The 17,118-nt window shown below is 64.7% G+C and carries 17 protein-coding genes; 5 read left to right on the top strand and 12 right to left on the bottom strand.

The features are described from left to right. Positions 1-29 precede the first annotated feature (29 nt). The 5 genes from ruvB to pdxT all read right to left on the bottom strand — a co-directional run bounded on the left by ruvB (position 30) and on the right by pdxT (position 3,939). A complete protein-coding gene (gene ruvB / locus IWX62_RS11895) occupies positions 30-1,157 on the bottom strand; it encodes a Holliday junction branch migration DNA helicase RuvB (RefSeq protein WP_196841634.1) in 1,128 nt (375 codons plus the stop codon). Beyond that, complete coding sequence (gene ruvA, locus IWX62_RS11890; protein ID WP_196841633.1) at positions 1,157-1,783, bottom strand: Holliday junction branch migration protein RuvA; 627 nt, start codon at positions 1,781-1,783, stop codon at positions 1,157-1,159. Before ruvA ends, ruvB begins: the two co-directional genes overlap by 1 nt. An 88-nt stretch (positions 1,784-1,871) precedes the next feature. Further along, positions 1,872-2,444, bottom strand: a complete 573-nt coding sequence (gene ruvC, locus IWX62_RS11885) for a crossover junction endodeoxyribonuclease RuvC (RefSeq protein ID WP_196841632.1) — start codon at positions 2,442-2,444, stop codon at positions 1,872-1,874. A 48-nt stretch (positions 2,445-2,492) separates the two neighbouring features. Then, entirely contained in the window at positions 2,493-3,251 is a 759-nt protein-coding gene (locus IWX62_RS11880; protein ID WP_196841631.1) for a YebC/PmpR family DNA-binding transcriptional regulator, read from the bottom strand. Continuing rightward, positions 3,235-3,939, bottom strand: a complete 705-nt coding sequence (gene pdxT / locus IWX62_RS11875) for a pyridoxal 5'-phosphate synthase glutaminase subunit PdxT (protein ID WP_196841630.1) — start codon at positions 3,937-3,939, stop codon at positions 3,235-3,237. Before pdxT ends, IWX62_RS11880 begins: the two co-directional genes overlap by 17 nt. A gap of 69 nt (positions 3,940-4,008) precedes the next feature. Between pdxT and IWX62_RS11870 the strand changes: the two genes are divergently transcribed. Continuing rightward, entirely contained in the window at positions 4,009-5,280 is a 1,272-nt protein-coding gene (locus tag IWX62_RS11870) for a Mur ligase family protein (protein ID WP_196841629.1), read from the top strand. Further along, entirely contained in the window at positions 5,280-6,002 is a 723-nt protein-coding gene (locus tag IWX62_RS11865; RefSeq protein ID WP_196841628.1) for a type 1 glutamine amidotransferase, read from the top strand. Before IWX62_RS11870 ends, IWX62_RS11865 begins: the two co-directional genes overlap by 1 nt. A gap of 16 nt (positions 6,003-6,018) precedes the next feature. Here the strand turns inward: IWX62_RS11865 and IWX62_RS11860 are convergent, their stop codons facing one another. Next, a complete protein-coding gene (locus IWX62_RS11860; protein ID WP_333483388.1) occupies positions 6,019-7,320 on the bottom strand; it encodes a CapA family protein in 1,302 nt (433 codons plus the stop codon). A gap of 106 nt (positions 7,321-7,426) precedes the next feature. Here IWX62_RS11860 and IWX62_RS11855 point away from each other — a divergent pair, with 106 nt between their 5' ends. Together IWX62_RS11855 and IWX62_RS11850 are read left to right on the top strand one after the other, a co-directional pair. Beyond that, on the top strand, positions 7,427-9,436 hold the full coding sequence (locus IWX62_RS11855) for a M3 family metallopeptidase (RefSeq protein WP_196841627.1): 2,010 nt from the start codon (positions 7,427-7,429) through the stop codon (positions 9,434-9,436). 6 nt (positions 9,437-9,442) lie between these two features. Further along, positions 9,443-10,156: a GNAT family N-acetyltransferase gene (locus tag IWX62_RS11850; protein ID WP_196841626.1), complete on the top strand. Its 714-nt coding sequence runs from the start codon at positions 9,443-9,445 to the stop codon at positions 10,154-10,156. 41 nt (positions 10,157-10,197) lie between these two features. On the opposite strand, the gene IWX62_RS11845 is transcribed toward IWX62_RS11850, so the two are convergent. From IWX62_RS11845 to thrS, 6 genes are all read right to left on the bottom strand, one after another. Next, positions 10,198-10,674: a DUF4262 domain-containing protein gene (locus IWX62_RS11845; protein WP_196841625.1), complete on the bottom strand. Its 477-nt coding sequence runs from the start codon at positions 10,672-10,674 to the stop codon at positions 10,198-10,200. A 100-nt stretch (positions 10,675-10,774) separates the two neighbouring features. After that, entirely contained in the window at positions 10,775-12,037 is a 1,263-nt protein-coding gene (locus IWX62_RS11840) for a CapA family protein (protein WP_196841624.1), read from the bottom strand. Between the two features lie 198 nt (positions 12,038-12,235). After that, entirely contained in the window at positions 12,236-13,150 is a 915-nt protein-coding gene (gene pdxS / locus IWX62_RS11835) for a pyridoxal 5'-phosphate synthase lyase subunit PdxS (protein WP_196841623.1), read from the bottom strand. 67 nt (positions 13,151-13,217) lie between these two features. After that, complete coding sequence (gene pgsA / locus IWX62_RS11830; RefSeq protein ID WP_196841705.1) at positions 13,218-13,838, bottom strand: phosphatidylinositol phosphate synthase; 621 nt, start codon at positions 13,836-13,838, stop codon at positions 13,218-13,220. Then, on the bottom strand, positions 13,828-14,451 hold the full coding sequence (locus IWX62_RS11825) for an HIT family protein (protein WP_196841622.1): 624 nt from the start codon (positions 14,449-14,451) through the stop codon (positions 13,828-13,830). The genes pgsA and IWX62_RS11825 overlap by 11 nt, the downstream gene beginning before the upstream one ends. A 5-nt stretch (positions 14,452-14,456) precedes the next feature. Next, on the bottom strand, positions 14,457-16,472 hold the full coding sequence (gene thrS, locus IWX62_RS11820; protein WP_196841621.1) for a threonine--tRNA ligase: 2,016 nt from the start codon (positions 16,470-16,472) through the stop codon (positions 14,457-14,459). Positions 16,473-16,600: 128 nt separating this feature from the next. On the opposite strand from thrS, the gene IWX62_RS11815 reads away from it, so the two are divergent. Continuing rightward, complete coding sequence (locus tag IWX62_RS11815; RefSeq protein WP_196841620.1) at positions 16,601-17,038, top strand: VOC family protein; 438 nt, start codon at positions 16,601-16,603, stop codon at positions 17,036-17,038. The last annotated feature ends 80 nt before the right edge of the window (positions 17,039-17,118 follow it).

Here is a 17,118-nt window from a genome sequence, read left to right as displayed (position 1 = left end):
ACGGGATTCGGCGCGTGCCTCCGGCCCACCTATCGCTCGGTGTTGACCCAATCCGTTACCCCGCCGTTGCCGCTCAGGTTGTCCTCCTCCAAGAGCACAGCGAACAGATCTTCCGGCATGGCTGCTGCAACAGTGGCGGGCATCACCAGGCCAAGATGATCCCAGGCAGCCCGGGTGGCGATCCGGCCGCGGGGGGTCCGTCCCAGCATTCCTTCCCGCACCAGGTAGGGTTCGGCGACCGTCTCGACCGTCTCGGGTTCCTCGCCGACGGCGATGGCCAGGGTGGACAGGCCCACGGGGCCGCCGTTGAACTTGGTGATCAGCGCGGTCAGGACCGCCCGGTCGAGCCGGTCGAGGCCCTTGGTGTCCACCTCATACATGTCCAAGGCCGCCCCGGCGCAGCGCGCGTCGATCAGGTCGACGCCGTGCACCAGCGCCCAGTCCCGGACCCGGCGCAGCAGCCGGTTGGCGATGCGGGGCGTGCCGCGGGACCGGCCAGCCACCTCCGAGAAGGCTGCCGAGTTGACCTTCATATCCATCAGCATCGCCGACCGCCGCAGCACCAGCTCAAGCTCCGCCGTCGAATAGAACTCAAGGTGACCGGTGAACCCGAACCGGTCACGCAGCGGGCCAGGAAGCAGCCCGGCGCGGGTGGTGGCACCGACCAGGGTGAACGGCGGCAGGTCGAGCGGGATGGCCGTTGCCCCGGGCCCCTTGCCGACGATGATGTCCACCCGGAAGTCTTCCATCGCCATGTACAGCATTTCCTCGGCGGGCCGGGACATGCGGTGGATTTCGTCGAGGAACAGCACCTCACCGTCGGTGAGGGACGAAAGAATTGCGGCAAGATCACCGGCGTGCTGGATGGCCGGTCCGGAGCTGATCCGCAGCGGTGCGTTCATCTCGGCGGCAATAATCATGGCCAGCGTGGTCTTGCCGAGCCCCGGGGGGCCGGACAACAGCACATGGTCGGCAGTCCTGCCGCGCAGCCGTGAGGCCTCCAACACCAGCGAGAGCTGCCGGCGGACCCGCTGCTGCCCCACAAAGTCGTCGAGGTTCTTGGGGCGCAGCGCCGCCTCGACCGCACGGTCTTCAGGATCGCCCGAGGGTGAGACCACCGGGGTCTCCTCCCCCGCTGCAGCGTCGTCGACGGCCATCAGCTGACCCGGCTACGTGCTGACGCCCGGGCACCGTCCTGGCCGAGCCTGCGCAGGGTGAGCTTGAGGATGGCTCCGACGTCGCCCGTCGCGGCCACCTCGGGTGCTTCGGCAGTCGCGGCATCGATCGCGGCTGTGGCATCCTTTTCCGACCAGCCGAGGCCCATCATCGCCGTCAGGACCTGCCCCTGCCAGGTGTTCTTCGGCGTCGTACCGGCGGTGCCGAGGGGAACCAGCTTGTCGGCCAGCTCAAGCACAATCCGTCGGGCACCCTTCGGTCCGATGCCGGGCACCTTGCTGAACGCCTTGTCGTCGCCGGATGACGCGGCCACCCGGATGGCTTCCGGCGTGTGCACGGCCAGCACCGCCAGGGCGAGCCGGGGCCCGACGCCGCTGACACCAAGCAGCGTCTCGAACACCTCGCGCTGGTCGGCTTCCTCGAACCCGAACAGCGTCATGGAATCCTCGCGGACAATCATTGCCGTGAAGACCTGGGCTTCCTGCCCGGTGCGGAGGGTGGCAAGGGTCTGAGGGGTGGCAAGGATCTGCATGCCAAACCCGTTGACGTCCAGCACGGCCGAGTTGAGGCCAACGTGGCTAACGGTGCCGCGGAGGGAACTGATCATGCGCGCTACTCCAAAATTTCTATCCGAACATATCTACGAACAGCGTACTGGTGTTCACTGACTTTTTCCGGAGCGCCACACCGTCGGGTTACCGGCGTCGTCGGGCTTTCGCCTCGGCCTCAGCCCAGATGCGCTGGGCTGAGGTCGCTGTGCCGCCGCTGGCCGACGCCCGGTTGGCGGCGACCCCCTGCCGCCAGGCATGGGTGATGGCCAGCGCCAGAGCATCGGCGGCGTCGGCTGGTTTCGGTGCCGCGTCGAGGCGGAGGATCTTCGTCACCATCTTGGTGACCGCCGCCTTGTCCGACTGCCCGTTGCCGGTCACCGCCGCCTTTACCTCGGTGGGTGTGTGGAGCGCCACCGGGATGCCCCGCCTGGCCGCTGCGACCATGACGACGCCGGAGGCCTGGGCCGTGCCCATCACCGTGCTGACGTTGAGTTGGCTGAACACGCGTTCGACGGCGAGCACGTCCGGCGAGTGGGCCTCGAGCCATTCATCGACGGCATCGGAGATGACGAGGAGCCGGCGGTCCAGCAGCTGGTCGGCGGGCGTACCCACCACCCCCACAGCAACGAGGGTTGACCGCCGGTTGGGTTCAATATCGACCACGGCCAGCCCACACCGGGTCAGGCCCGGGTCCACACCCATCACGCGCAGGGTCATGCGGTGACCCGGCGGTGACACGGCAGGGCTGGAGGGGTAGGCACTGGGTTAGTCGTCGCCGTCCAGCTCAGCCAGAACCTCATCGGAGAGATCGGCGTTGGAGTACACATTCTGGACGTCGTCGAGGTCTTCCAGCGCGTCGACCAGGCGGATGAACTTGCGGGCGCCGTCGGCGTCCAGCTCCACCTGCATGGACGGGACAAACTCGGCCTCGTCGGTGTCATACTCAATACCGGCTTCTTCAAGGCCCGACACCACGGCACGCAGATCCTGAGGTTCGGAAATGACCTCGAAGCGACCTGCCGTCTCCTTGACTTCCTCGGCGCCGGCGTCGAGGACGGCCAGCAGCAGGTCATCCTCGGTGAGCTCGTTGGCGGGCAGCGTCACCACACCCTTGCGGGTGAAGAGGTAGGCCACGGAACCGGGATCGGCCATTGATCCGCCGTTGCGGGTGACCCCCAGCCGGACTTCCGAGGCGGCGCGGTTCTTGTTGTCGGTGAGGCACTCGATCAGCAGGGCTGATCCCTGCGGTCCGCGGGCCTCGTACATGATCGTCTGGTACTCGACGGCGTCGCCCAGCAGACCGGCGCCGCGCTTCACTGCGCGGTTGATGTTGTCGATCGGTACCGAAGTCTTCTTCGCCTTCTGTACCGCGAGCTCCAGGCCCGGGTTTCCCGCCAGATCGGCGCCGCCCGCACGGGCGGCCACCTCAATGTTTTTGATCAGCTTGGCAAAGGATTTGGCACGCTTCGCATCAATCGCGGCCTTCTTGTGTTTGGTGGTTGCCCATTTAGAGTGCCCCGACATGATCTACCGTTCTCCTTAGGATCATCTGCATAAACAATTGGTGAATCCGCCGCTCCCCGGTTACCTCGGGATGAAAGCTGGTGGCGAGAAGGTTTCCCGACCGCACCGCAACAATCCTAGCGACCCGGTGGGTTTCCGGATGCTGCGTGTCTGCTGCGGGCACCTGGGCCAGCACCTCGACCGAGTCCCCCACCCGTTCAACCCAGGGTGCGCGGATGAAGACGGCGCGGACCGGCGTCACGTTGCCGGAGCAGTCAGGGGCCAGCCCGGAAAACTCCAGATCGGTCTCGAAGGAATCCCGTTGCCTGCCGAACGCGTTGCGTCTCACCACGATGTCGAGCCCGCCCAAGGTCTGCTGGGGGCGGCCCTGCAGGTCTGTCGCCGGGTCCGCGATGGCGTCGGCGAGCATGATCATGCCGGCGCAGGACCCGTAGACGGGCAGCCCGGACCTGATCAGGTCGCGGAGCGGTTCGGCCAGGTCGAAGGCCCGGGTGAGCTTGTCCATGGCGGTGGATTCGCCGCCGGGGATGATCAGGCCATCAAGCCCAGCCAGTTCCGTCGGCCGACGGATGGCGCTGGCACGGCCCCCCAGGGACTCGATCGTACTGATGTGTTCTCGCACGTCACCCTGGACGGCCAACACGCCTACGTGCACGCCGGATGAGTCCGGTGCGGGGAAAGAGGTCATCAGACCATTCTAGGTTGGGGCACCCCACTGGGGATAAACAGCAGGCCCGACTGCGATAAGTTAGGTGTCATGTTTCCCTTTAGTGTGCTGGTCGGCAAGGCCGTGCGTCGCGTCTCGCGGCTGCGCGGCGGAGGCTCGGCCTTGCCGGGCCTCGTCGTCGAAAAAATTGATCCAGGTTTCATGGGACGGGCGCTCACCGGCCTGCCGCATGGCGTGGTGGTGATCAGCGGCACCAACGGGAAAACCACCACCACCAAGATGGTGGTCGAACTGCTGCAGGGTCAGGGCCTGACGGTCTTCACCAACCGCACCGGCAGCAACTTCACCCGCGGCGTGGCCGCCGCCCTCTTGGGCGAGGTGAACTGGCGGGGCAGGCTCAAAGCCGACATTGCCGTCCTGGAACTGGATGAGGCGCACGCCGTCCACTTCGTGAAACTGGTCCCGCCCACCCACAGCCTGCTGTTGAACGTCCTCCGCGACCAGCTGGACCGGTTCGGCGAGATTGACCAGACCACGCGCCTGCTGGAGCAGATCGCCGCGAAAACCACCGGCACCGTGGTGCTGAACCGTGAGGACCCCCGGGTGGCAGGGATTGCCGCAACGGTGCGTCACGCGGAGATCGCCTACTTCGGTCTTGACTCCTCGCTGCGCAGCACCTTCCCCAACGACGACGAGCTGCGCGGCGATATCGGCGTGGCTCCCCCGTCGAGCATTCCTGCCGACGTCATCCTGGAGCACGTCGACGGGAACTCGGCGTCGTTCCTGACCGACGGCGAGTCGACCAGCGTCGACCTGCGGCTGCGCGGCGTCTACAACATTTTCAACGCGGCGGCAGCGCTGGCCACCGCCAGGGTGGTCCTCGGTGACACCATCAACCGTGCGGCGCTGTTCGCGTCACTCGCGACCGTGGAACCGGCCTTCGGACGCGGCGAGTCGCTGGTGGTAGACGGCAAACCGCTGGAACTGGTGCTGGTGAAGAACCCCAGTGGGTTCCGGTTGGGGCTGAAGTCGTTCGACGCCGCCGGCTACGCCACGATGATCGCCATCAACGACAACTACGCCGACGGCCGTGACATGTCCTGGCTCTGGGACGTCGACTTCGATTCCCTCGGGCTCGCTGGCGTCGACATGGTGAGCGGGGTCCGCGCCTACGACATGGCCCTGCGGCTGAAGTACGACGACGTTGAGGTGCGCGCCGTCGAACCCGATACCACTGCGGCGCTGCGATCCTTCATCAGCGCGACAACGGACCAGCCCAAACGCATTTTCTGTACCTATACGGCCATGCTCGCTGTCCGGCGCGACCTCTCCAAGATCACAACCGTCGAGGTGGTTTCCTGATGTCCAAAGGCACGCTGAACATCCTGCAGCTCTACCCCAGGGAAATGAACATCTACGGCGACTGGGGCAACGTCCTGGTGCTGAAGCAGCGGCTCGCCTGGCACGGGTACACCGCCTACATCCTCGAGCATTCCGCCGGGGACGAGTTCCCGGCGGACGTTGACCTGATTATCGGCGGCGGTGGGCAGGACAGTGGGCAGCTGGTCATCCAGGAGGATCTGCAGGCCATCGCGCCGAGACTGAGGGAACTCGCCGAGGATGGACTGCCCATGCTGGTCATCTGCGGGCTATACCAGCTGTTCGGCAAGTTCTTCAAGACCCACGACGGGACGGTCATCCCCGGCATCGGGATCCTCGACCTCGAAACCCACGGCACCAACGAGCGTCTCATCGGCAACGTGGTGGCTGACAGCGAAGAGTTCGGTGAGATCCACGGGTATGAGAACCACAGCGGACAGACCCGGCTGGGACCCGGTGTCAGGCCGCTGGGCACGGTCACCAAGGGTGCTGGCAACAACTCCCAGGACGGCCATGAGGGTGCCCGCCATCTGAACGTCGTCGCGAGCTACCTGCATGGGTCGCTGCTGCCGAAGAACCCGGCAATTGCCGATTTCCTGCTCCGGAAGGCCGCGGAACGGAAGTTCGGGTTCTTCGAGCCGGGCGTCCTCGATGACAGTCTCGCTGACCTCGCCCGCCGCCACGCCGGAGCGCGTCCACGCTAACGCCAGCCCGCCGGCGTCACCTGTCGGCGGCGAGATCCCAGAGGTGGGCGCCGTCGTCGACCGCCCCATAGGTGTCGACCGTTGCCCGGATGCGGGAACTCACTTCGGCCTCCCGCTCGGGTGAGGTGCAGGTGCCGGGCGCCTGGTCCGGCGCGAGCGGGCACCAGCGGTACGGGTCGCTGACGATAATCGACGGCACCCAGGCCAGATCGCTGACACTCCAGTCGCCGTCCACGTGCGCGAACTGGGCCCTGATCATCAGCCCTTCGTTGTTGACGGCATGCACCAGTGAGAGCTCGCTGACCCCGTTGCCGAGGCCGTAGACAATCCAGGTGCCGTTGTACTTCTCGAGCGGGAGCACCGAGTGGGTGTGGTGGCCGTAAATGAAGTCGACCTCCCCGCTGTCGGCCAGGGCATGGGCCACCCCGACCTGTTGTGCGTTGGGCACCGACGCATACTCCTCCCCGGCGTGCAGGGCGGCAATGACGACGTCGGCCCCCTCGTCCCTGGCCTGCCGTGCTTTGGCGATCATCACGTTGGCGTCGATCAGGTCCACCTGCCAGGGCTGCTCGGGGATCAGCCCGTTGAGACCGTAGGTGGCCCCGATGACCGCCACCCGTGCGGCAGGGGTCTCGAGGATCAACACCTCCCGGGATGATGCCTCGTCGGCGTAGGAACCGGTGTACTCAAGACCAAGGCCGTCGAGGACGTCCAGTGTTCTGACCAACCCCTCAGTGCCGGCGTCGATGGTGTGGTTGCTTGCCGTGGTGCACGCGTCGTAGCCGACGGCTTTGGCGGCGTCGAGGATCTGCGGCGGCACATTGAACTGGGGATACCCGGTGAATGGTCCTTCGGGCACCGCCACCGGGGTTTCCATATGACAGAGTCCCAGATCGCTGTGATCAAGGTAGTCACGTTGCCTGGCCAGCAGGGGCTCGAAGTCGAAGGCTGCGACGGGATCGGAGGTGGCGGGGTTGACCTGCGCGTCCGCAGCTGCCTGTTCCCAGAGACCCGGGTGAACCAGGAGGTCGCCGGTGGCTGCCACAGTGAAGCAACGGTCCGCCGCACACGGTGGCCCTTCGCCAGGGATCGGTTCGGGGGTCGGTTCAGGGGTCGGTTCGGGGATCGCTTCGGGCGCAGGAGCTGGTTCGGTTGATTCGGCTGGCCCAGTTGGATCGCTCGTCGCAGGGCCGGACACGGTGGCCGACGCCGTCGTTCCTTCTCCTGCGGTGGGCGTGCCGCCCTCCCCTCCTGAGCAGCCGCACAGAATCCCGAAGGCCAGCGCCATCGCTGCCACCCTGTTCAGCCTTGCTGCCACAGCAGACTCCTTCAACGGACGTACCCCATGATAGGCCCCGCCGCGTCACCGCCGGGGTATGCCGCGTGCTGGAGAGCGGGTCCCCGGTGTGTAAGGGTTAGTGGTTATGAGCAACCCCTTCCTTGCACCCAGTACCCTGCCGTATCAGCTCCCCCCCTTCGGGCTGATCAAGGACGACCACTATCTGCCGGCCTTCGAAACGGGCTTCGCCGAGCATCTCGGGGAGATCGACGCCATCGTCTCCTCGCGGGAGCCAGCGGACTTCGACAACACGATTGTCGCCCTGGAACGCGCCGGAGACACCCTGCGCCGGGTGGCACTGGCCTTCTACAACAGCTCTTCTTCCCATTCCACCCCAGCGATTCAGAAGCTGGAGACCGAAGTTGCCCCCCGGTACGCAGCCCACGAAGACAACATTTTCCTGAACCGGGCGCTCTTCGAGCGGGTCAACGCGGTATCGGCTGACGGCCTGGACGCTGAGGCAACCCGCCTGGCCGAGGAATACGTCAAACGGTTCATCCGGGCAGGTGCCCAGCTGGACCACGAAGCCCAGGGCCGGCTGCGGGAGTTGAACACCGAGCTGTCCCAGCTGAGCACCGATTTCCAGCAGCGGCTCCTGAAGGACACGAACCGTTCAGCCCTCCTCGTTGATACTGCCGATGAACTGGCTGGCATGTCAGCCGATGACATCGGCTCGGCTGCCGCGGCGGCCGAGTCGGCCGGTCAGCCGGGCAAATACCTGCTCACCCTGATCCTGCCGACCGCTCAGCCGGCGTTGGAGACCCTGACCAACCGCGCCACCCGCCAGCGGCTCTACGAGGCGTCGGTCAACCGGGGCTTCACCGACAACGAGTTCAACACCCTGGGCATTGCGGCCCGGATGGCCGAGCTGCGGGCCGAACGGGCGGCCCTCCTTGGCTTCGACAGCCACGCTGCCGCAGCCACCGATGACCAGACAGCACCCTCGCTCGACGCCATCCACCGGATGCTGGGGCAGCTCGCACCGGCGGCAGTCCGCAACGCTCGGGCCGAAGCGGCCGAGCTGGAGGCCGCTGCTGGCCACCCGATCGAGGCCTGGGACTGGGCCTACTACTCGGAGCAGGTTCGCACCTCCAAGTTCGACGTCGACCTCGCGTCGCTGCGTCAGTACTTCGAACTGGAGCGGGTGCTGCAGGACGGGATCTTCTTCGCCGCCAACCGGTTGTATGGGCTGACCTTCACCGAGCGGGACGATCTTGAGGGTTACCACCCCGAGGTGCGGGTCTGGGAGGTCAAGGACGCCGACGGCGAAGGGCTGGGGCTGTTCCTCGGCGACTACTACACCCGGGACACCAAGAACGGTGGGGCCTGGATGAACTCCTTCGTGGAGCAGTCAGGCTTGAACGGGACCCGCGCCGTCGTCGTCAATAACCTGAACGTCCCCAAGCCGCCGGCGGGCGAGCCGACCCTGCTGACCTTCGATCAGGTGGTGACCACCTTCCACGAGTTCGGACACGCGCTGCACGGGCTGTTCTCCTCGGTCACGTACCCCACGTTCTCGGGGACCAGTGTGCCTCGGGACTTCGTGGAGTACCCGTCACAGGTGAACGAGATGTGGATCCTGTGGCCCGAGGTGGTGGCCAACTACGCCAAGCACTACCAGACCGGCGAGGCGCTCCCCACCGAGACCATCGACAAGCTGCTCGCAGCCCAGACCTGGGGTGAGGGATTCGCCACCACCGAGTACCTCGGTGCCGCGCTGCTGGACCTCGCCTGGCATGCCCTCCCGTCGGGAACCACGGTGGCCGACCCAGCGGCGTTCGAACGGGAGGCACTCGCTGCCGCAGGGCTGGACTTCTCCCCCGTCCCGCCGCGCTACCGTACCGGCTACTTCAAGCACATTTTCGCTGGCGGGTACTCGGCGGCGTATTACGCGTATATCTGGAGTGAAGTGCTGGACGCTGACACCGTTGAGTGGTTCAAGGCGTCCGGTGGGTTGACCCGCGAGAACGGCGACCACTTTAGGACCGAGCTGCTCTCCCGCGGCAACAGCATTGATCCCCTGCAGGCGTTCCGCAACTTCCGTGGCCGCGACGCCCTGATCGATCCCCTGCTCACCCGCCGCGGGCTGGCCTAGGCCACCATGGTGACCATCGCGGCGTGCCAGCGCCTGCAACGATCCTGGTTTGCGGCGGTGTCCTCGGCCACCGGCGGCCGCACCTTCACGACCCACGGGTCCGACTGGGTGTGGCTGCCGGCGCGCCGCGAACTGATTCTGCTCTTCCCGCAGGAGATTTCCCCCGCCGGGATCCGGCCCGCCCTGGCGGAGGGCGTCCGGCTGGGCGCGCAGAGCGTAGGCGCGTGGCTTGGCGGCGGAGTGAAAGGGTCTCAGCTAACGGGGCTGGGGTTCAGCCCCGGCTGGCAGCCCTGGTGGATGGCCGCTCCGGTGGAGGAGCCATCAGCGTACGACGCCGCCGGCATCTCCTTATCGACCGAGGTCCCCGAATATGGAGGTCCCCTGGCGCAGGAGCTGCGTGTGGTGCGGTCCCAGCCCCGTCAGGCGTGGCATGCGGAGGCGCGGTTGGATGGCAGCGTTGTCGGCGCCGGGTATTCGTTCTACCCGTCAGGCGTTTCCGGCCTTAAAGGGTTGGGCGGGATCTTCAACATGGAGGTGCTGCCGGAGTATCAGCGGCGCGGCCTGGGGACTGCACTGCTCAGCAGGCTTTCCGCGGCTGCTGCCGCGTCGGGCGCGGAGCATCTGGCGTTGAACGCCACACCGCAGGGCTATGAGCTGTACGCGAAGCGCGGCTTCGAGCTGATCGGTAGAGGGCAGACCTACTGGCTGCGGCTCACCTAGAAACGGATTGGACACACGGGCCAGCTGGGGCAAACCCGCCGTCAACCCGTGTTGACGCTCTCCCATCCGCGGGCGCGGGCCGCCTCGGAAGGTGTTCCCCAGACGGGTTGCGTCAGGGAGTCAGGGACATCCTGCTCCCAGGGCAGATGGTCCGAATCATCCGCCCACACCGCCTGGAGCGCCCGAAGTTTCGTACCGTACACAGAATGTCCAATGAGGAGAATACCCCGGGGACTCTCGAGCGGCGCGAGGTGGATCCTCCGCTGTCGAAGCCGTAACTCCGTGCCTGGTTCAAGGATATGACCGTGGCCAACCACCATCGAGGCCATTTCCGAGAGCAACCCGTAGGTTTCCTGCTCGTCCCGGCCAGCGACCAGAATTTCGGGATGGCGCAGTTCGGTGAGACCAACCGTGTAGCCGATAGCGGGCTGGGTGAAGTCACCTTCCACGATGATGGCCTCCCAGCCGTGCCTGACTATGTTGAGCCTGGTTTTCTCGACCAGCTGACGCTTGGACATCCCCCCGCATTGATTGCACATGGTGATCACTCCCTGGTGAAATTACCCGGCGGAATTACCTGGTGTGATGAGTCTGGACCCGACCACTGACATTCTCGGTTCAGGGCTCCGGCCATTCGACCGCACCGTCTGCCGCCGCTCCCATGGATTCCACAACAGTCATGGTTCTGGCGCGGCTGGCGGCGTCTGCCTCTGGAGAAACGCACACCACACCCGTCCGGGATATCTTCTCCAGCGCAGCGATGGACACCGGGCACCAACGGTGCTCCGGCCCGTTCCACGTAGCGGGCAGCCAGGCGAGTTCCGAAACGTCCCAGCTTTCGCCGTCGTCGTCCCGGCTGAAGCGGGCCCGCACCATCAGGCCCTCGGTATTGCGAATATCAGGTGTTGCGTGTGCGGCTATGGTGTTACCCAGACCATAGATAATCCAGGTGTCCCGGTATTTTTCAATGGGCAGAACTGAATGGCTGTGGTGACCGTAGATCAGGTCAAATTCCCCGCTGTCCACCAGGGCATGGGCTACTGACTGTTGCTGGTTGTTGGCGTAATCGGCGTACTCATCACCTGCATGGACTGCACCGATGACAATCTCGGCGCCCTGCGCACGCGCCTGCCGTGCCTTGCCAATCATTACGGCGGTGTCCAGCGTGTCCACCTGCCAGGGCTGCTCCGGAACCAATCCATTCAATGCGTAGGTGCCGGTGACCAGTGCTACCGCGGCAGCACCGGCGGGGGCGATCAAGATATCGGCAGCGTCGGCAGATGTCTTGTAGGAACCGGTGTGCCCTAGTCCGGCGGCATCCAGCGCGTCAAGGGTCCGGTTGAGCCCAGTGGTTCCTGCATCAAGGGTGTGATTGCTCGCTGTCGTGCAGGCGTCATAGCCGGTGTCTTTGACCGCCGTCAGGATTTGGGGAGGGACATTGAACGCAGGATAAGTGGAGAATGGTCCATCCGGCGATGCAACAGGAGTTTCCAGGTGGCAGATCGCCAGATCGCTTGGCGCAACATACTCTTTCTGGGCCGCAAGCATGGGCCTGAAATCAAGCTCACCGGGTACTTCTGCGTCCAAAGCTGCCTGGTCCCACAATGCGCCATGAAGCAGCAGGTCCCCCGTCATCACCACCGTGGCGCATGCGCCACCTGGGCAGTCCGGATCGGTTTCCCCGGTGGGTCCGGATTCAGCAGGCGGCGACGGGACGGCGGACGCGGTCACCGTCGCTGGTGCTGACGGCGCTGAGTCAGAGCCCTCAGACCGGTCGGGAGAATGAGGAGCCGCTGAGCACGCCACAATGACCAGTGATGACATCATCGACAGCAAACCCGGGAGTAATCGCGACCGGGTTGTGCGGGACGGCTGCACCATGTGGACAGTGTAGCCGCAGGGTGTGTCCGGCGGTGATGAGCCCATTCCAGGTTCTACGTTGCGCGCCCCCCGTTGGTGTCGGAGACGGAGCAGATCAGAAACACAGTTGCAGCCGTTTCGAGCATGCCCGGATGATGAAATGCACAGGCAACCGCCGTTAAGAGGTTGCCTGTGCGTTTCTCCTGGGGTGCTGCGAACTTACCAGCCGCGCTCGGCGAGGCGGTGAGGCTCAGGGATTTCGTCGACGTTGATGCCCACCATGGCTTCGCCGAGGCCTCGGGAGACCTTGGCGATCATGTCGGGATCGTCGTGGAAGGTGGTCGCCTTCACGATGGCTGCTGCGCGTTCCGCCGGGTTGCCCGACTTGAAGATACCGGAGCCAACAAACACGCCGTCTGCTCCGAGCTGCATCATCATTGCTGCATCGGACGGGGTGGCAATACCGCCGGCGGTGAAGAGTACGACGGGGAGCTTGCCGGTCCGCGCTACTTCCTTGACCAGGTCAAACGGTGCCTGCAGCTCTTTGGCTGCAACGTACAGTTCGTCCTCGGCCATCGATGACAGCCGCAGGATCTCCGACCGGATCTTCCGCATGTGCATGGTGGCGTTCGAGACGTCGCCGGTGCCGGCCTCGCCTTTGGACCGGATCATCGCGGCACCCTCGTTGAGGCGACGCAGCGCCTCGCCCAGGTTGGTTGCACCGCAGACGAAGGGAACGGTGAACTTCCACTTGTCGATGTGGTTGGCGTAGTCGGCTGGGGTCAGTACCTCGGACTCGTCGATGTAATCGACGCCGAGGGACTGCAGAACCTGCGCCTCTACGAAGTGACCGATCCTGGCCTTGGCCATCACCGGAATGGAGACAGCTGCAATGATGCTGTCAATCATGTCGGGATCGCTCATCCGGGACACGCCACCCTGCGCGCGGATGTCGGCGGGTACACGCTCGAGCGCCATGACGGCGACGGCGCCCGCGTCTTCAGCGATGCGTGCCTGCTCCGCAGTGACCACGTCCATGATGACGCCGCCCTTGAGCATTTCAGCCATGCCCCGCTTGACCCGGCTGCTGCCGGTCACGGGCGCGGTTGTCGAAGTTTCTTCAACGGTGGACACAATTCGCCCCTAAGTTAGGTAAAAGATAACAATTAATAATACGCCCGCAGGTGGACGGGTTTTGCCGCTAGTGGGTGCCGCTGGATGCCATGGCTTGTTTGTGGACCGCGACAACGCGTTGCACCACTGTTGCGGTGCTGGCCAGGGCCAACAGGACCAGGACCGTCAGCAGGAACACCTGGGGCAGTCCCAACCCGGTCAGACCGGTCACCACCAGGACGGACACGAGCCGTTCGGCGCGTTCGGCGATGCCGACATTTGCCGTGAACCCCAGCGACTCAGCTTTCGCGCGGGCGTAGGAGACCAGCATGCCCAGCACCAGACAGGCCAGCGCAGCGATAGCGATGGGAGTGTTGTCTCCGCCGCCGAAGAACCAGATCGCTACCCCGGCGAACAGGGCGCCGTCGGCAACCCGGTCCAAAGTCGAGTCGAGGAAGTTCCCCCAGGTGCCGCTGGCCCCCTTGATGCGGGCCATGATGCCGTCGATCAGGTCGGAGAACACGAAGAAGGTGATGAAGACCGTGCCCCAGAAGAGTTCGCCCATCGGGTAGAAGACCAGGGCGCCAACCGCCACACCCAGGGTTCCGACGATGGTCACCGCGTCCGGTGAGACGCCCCCTCTAAGCAGAAGCTTGGCGATCGGGCTGAAAAGCCTGGTAAAGAAGCTGCGTGCGTACTTATTGAGCACCTGCATCACCGGCCTGTGAGGTCTGCGGCCAGGCGGTCGCCATCTGGGTCCGCACCTCGTCGAGGGTCTGGGTGATTGCCTTGGTTTGGGCGATAATCGGCAGGAAGTTACCGTCCCCGCCCCAGCGCGGCACCACATGCTGGTGCAGGTGCGCAGCAATGCCTGCTCCACCGGTGACGCCCTGGTTCATGCCGAGATTGAAGCCCGTCGGTTTGGCTACGTCCCGCAGTACCCGCATCGCCGTCTGGGTGAGTTCGGCGATCTCGACCGTCTCACGGGCGTCAACGTCGGTGTAGTCGGGTACGTGCCGGTAGGGGCAGACCAGCAGGTGCCCCGGGTTGTAGGGGAAAAGGTTGAGGATCACAAAGGCGTGGGTCCCCCGGTGCACAATCAGTGATTCCTCGTCGCTGCGGGACGGAGCGACGCAGAACGGACAGTCGTTCTTGTCCTTGAACTGGGACTGTCCGCCCTTGATGTATGCCAACCGGTGGGGAGTCCACAGCCGCTGGAAGGCATCCGGAACGCCGGCGATCTCGAAGTCATCGGTCACACCGTCGTCGCCGGGATAACGCCCATCAGCGTGTTTCCCGTCAGCCCCCGTAGCACTCTCCATACGTTTTACTTGTCCCGATTCCGGACGGCCTCGACAATGCGCCGCACTGCCTCATCGATGGGCACCTGGTTGTCCTGGCTGCCGTCGCGGAACCTGAAGGACACGGCTCCGGCGTCCTGGTCGTCTCCGCCGGCGATCAGCACGAAGGGGACCTTCTCCTTGCTCGCAGTGCGGATCTTCTTCGGGAAACGGTCGGTGCCGATGTCTACCTGGGCACGGATTCCTTCGGCCTTCAACTTGTCGACGACGTCGAACAGGTACTCGTTGAACGCTTCCGCCACGGGGATGGCCAGAACCTGGACCGGCGCCAGCCAGGCCGGGAACGCCCCGGCGTAGTGCTCGGTGAGCACACCCATGAACCGTTCGATGGAGCCGAACAGGGCGCGGTGGATCATCACCGGGCGTTGCCGGGTGCCGTCGGCGGCCTGGTACTCGAGTTCGAACCGCTCCGGCAGGTTGAAGTCCAACTGGATGGTGGACATCTGCCAGGTACGGCCGATCGCGTCGCGGGCCTGGACCGAAATCTTGGGACCGTAGAACGCGGCTCCGCCTGGATCGGGACGCAGTTCGAGGCCTGAGGCTTCGCCCACCTCGGCGAGGGTCCGGGTGGCTTCGTCCCAGATCTCGTCCGAGCCAACCGACTTTTCGGGATTCTTGGTGGACAGTTCAAGGTAGAAGTCGTCCAGACCGTAGTCCTTGAGCAGTCCGAGCACGAAGTTGAGAGTCTCGGTGAGCTCGTCCTTCATTTGCTCGCGGGTGCAGTAGATGTGGGCGTCGTCCTGGGTCATGCCGCGGACGCGGGTCAGCCCATGCACCACTCCCGACTTTTCGTACCGGTACACGGATCCGAACTCGAACATGCGCAGCGGCAGTTCGCGGTACGACCGGCCCCGCGATTTGAAGATCAGGTTGTGCATGGGGCAGTTCATCGGCTTGAGGTAGTAATCCTGGCCCGGCTTGCGCACGGTGCCGTCCTCGTTGAGTTCTTCATCGACGTGCATGGCCGGGAACATGCCATCCCGGTACCAGTCCAGGTGGCCGGACACCTCGTACAGGTGGCCCTTGGTGATGTGGGGGGTGTACACAAACTCGTAGCCAGCGTCGACGTGGCGCTGCCGGGAGTAGTCCTCCATCGCCTTCCTGATGATGCCACCCTTCGGGTGGAACACGGGCAGGCCGGAACCCAGCTCGTCGGGGAAGGAAAACAGGTCCAGTTCGGTGCCGAGTTTGCGGTGGTCGCGACGCTCAGCTTCGGCGATGCGTTCCTGGTAGGCCTTCAGCTCGTCCTTGGTAGGCCAGGCGGTTCCGTAGATACGCTGCAGCTGCTGGTTCTTTTCGCTGCCTCGCCAGTACGCGGCGGCAGAGCGGGTCAGGGCGTAGGCATTGGAGATCAGTTTGGTGTTGGGCAGGTGCGGCCCACGGCACAGATCCTTCCAGACCACGTCGCCGGTTTTACGGTCAATGTTGTCGTAGATGGTCAGCTCGCCGGCACCCACTTCGACGGAGGCGCCGTCGTCGTCGGAGATGTCACCCGCCCCGCCCTTAAGGCCGATCAGTTCCAGCTTGTAAGGCTCATTGGCCATCGCCTCGCGGGCCTCGGCGTCGGTGGCGACCCGGCGGACAAACAACTGGTTATTGTTGACGATCTTCAGCATCATTTTTTCGAGCTGCTTGAGATCTTCGGGGGTGAAGGGGGTTTCGACGTCGAAGTCGAAATAGAAGCCGTCGGTGATGTACGGGCCGATGCCGAGCTTGGCATCGGGGCGCAACTGCTGGACCGCCTGTGCCATCACGTGGGCAGTGGAATGGCGCAGCACTTCCAGGCCTTCAGTCGAACTGATGGTGATGGGCTCAACGCGGGCACCTGCCGGGATCGGCTGGTCGAGATCAACCAGTTCACCGTCCACCCGGACGACGACGACGTCGCGACGTTCGGCGAACAGGTCAACGCCGGTTGTGCCCGTAGTCACCTGGTGCTCTTCGCCGTCGACGAGGAGGGTGATAAGGGAGGGCGCTGACACAGTGGTCTCCTAGCTAAGGTGGTGTGGCGGGTTAACTCTCTGATGGTATCCGTTGTGCTTGGACGCGACCAACAACCCGGTCAGCGCGCGCCGGCGCTGAAGCGCCAAAGTATCAGTAGGATCAACCCATGAAACCTCAGGTCACAGTCATTACGCTGGGCGTCCGCAACCTTGATACGTCCTACAGGTTCTACGCTCAAGCTCTTGGCTGGGAGCCGTTGGTCTACGTTCCTGACGAAGTGGCGTTCTTCCAGGTCGGCCATGGTTTGGTGCTGTCTCTCTTCCGAGGGGACCATCTGGCCGCCGAGGCGGGGAACATCGGGCATGGTCCGATTGCTCCGCCACTCACCCTGGGGCACAACGTGGATTCTCCCGATGAGGTGGATGTGATCCTTCAGACCGTGGTGAACGCCGGTGCTGAATTGATTGCCGAAGGGACAGCGATGAGCTGGGGCGGCTACTCGGGATACTTCGCCGATCCGGACGGATTCCATTGGGAGGTCTGCCACAATCCGGGACTGGTTGTTACCGAGGACGGCACTGTGTCGTTGCGGGAAATCGTCTGATCAGTCTGCGCGAAATGGTCTGATCACAGTTATTGTCCGACCAGAAGCTCCGGCCAGGCTGCAGGACCCGAGCTCAGCTC

The sequence above is a fragment of the Arthrobacter sp. CAN_A1 genome, from assembly GCF_015751665.1.
GTDB lineage: Bacteria > Actinomycetota > Actinomycetes > Actinomycetales > Micrococcaceae > Arthrobacter_D.
Note: the sequence above shows the minus strand (reverse complement) of the source record. Positions and strands in the feature narration are given on the sequence as shown.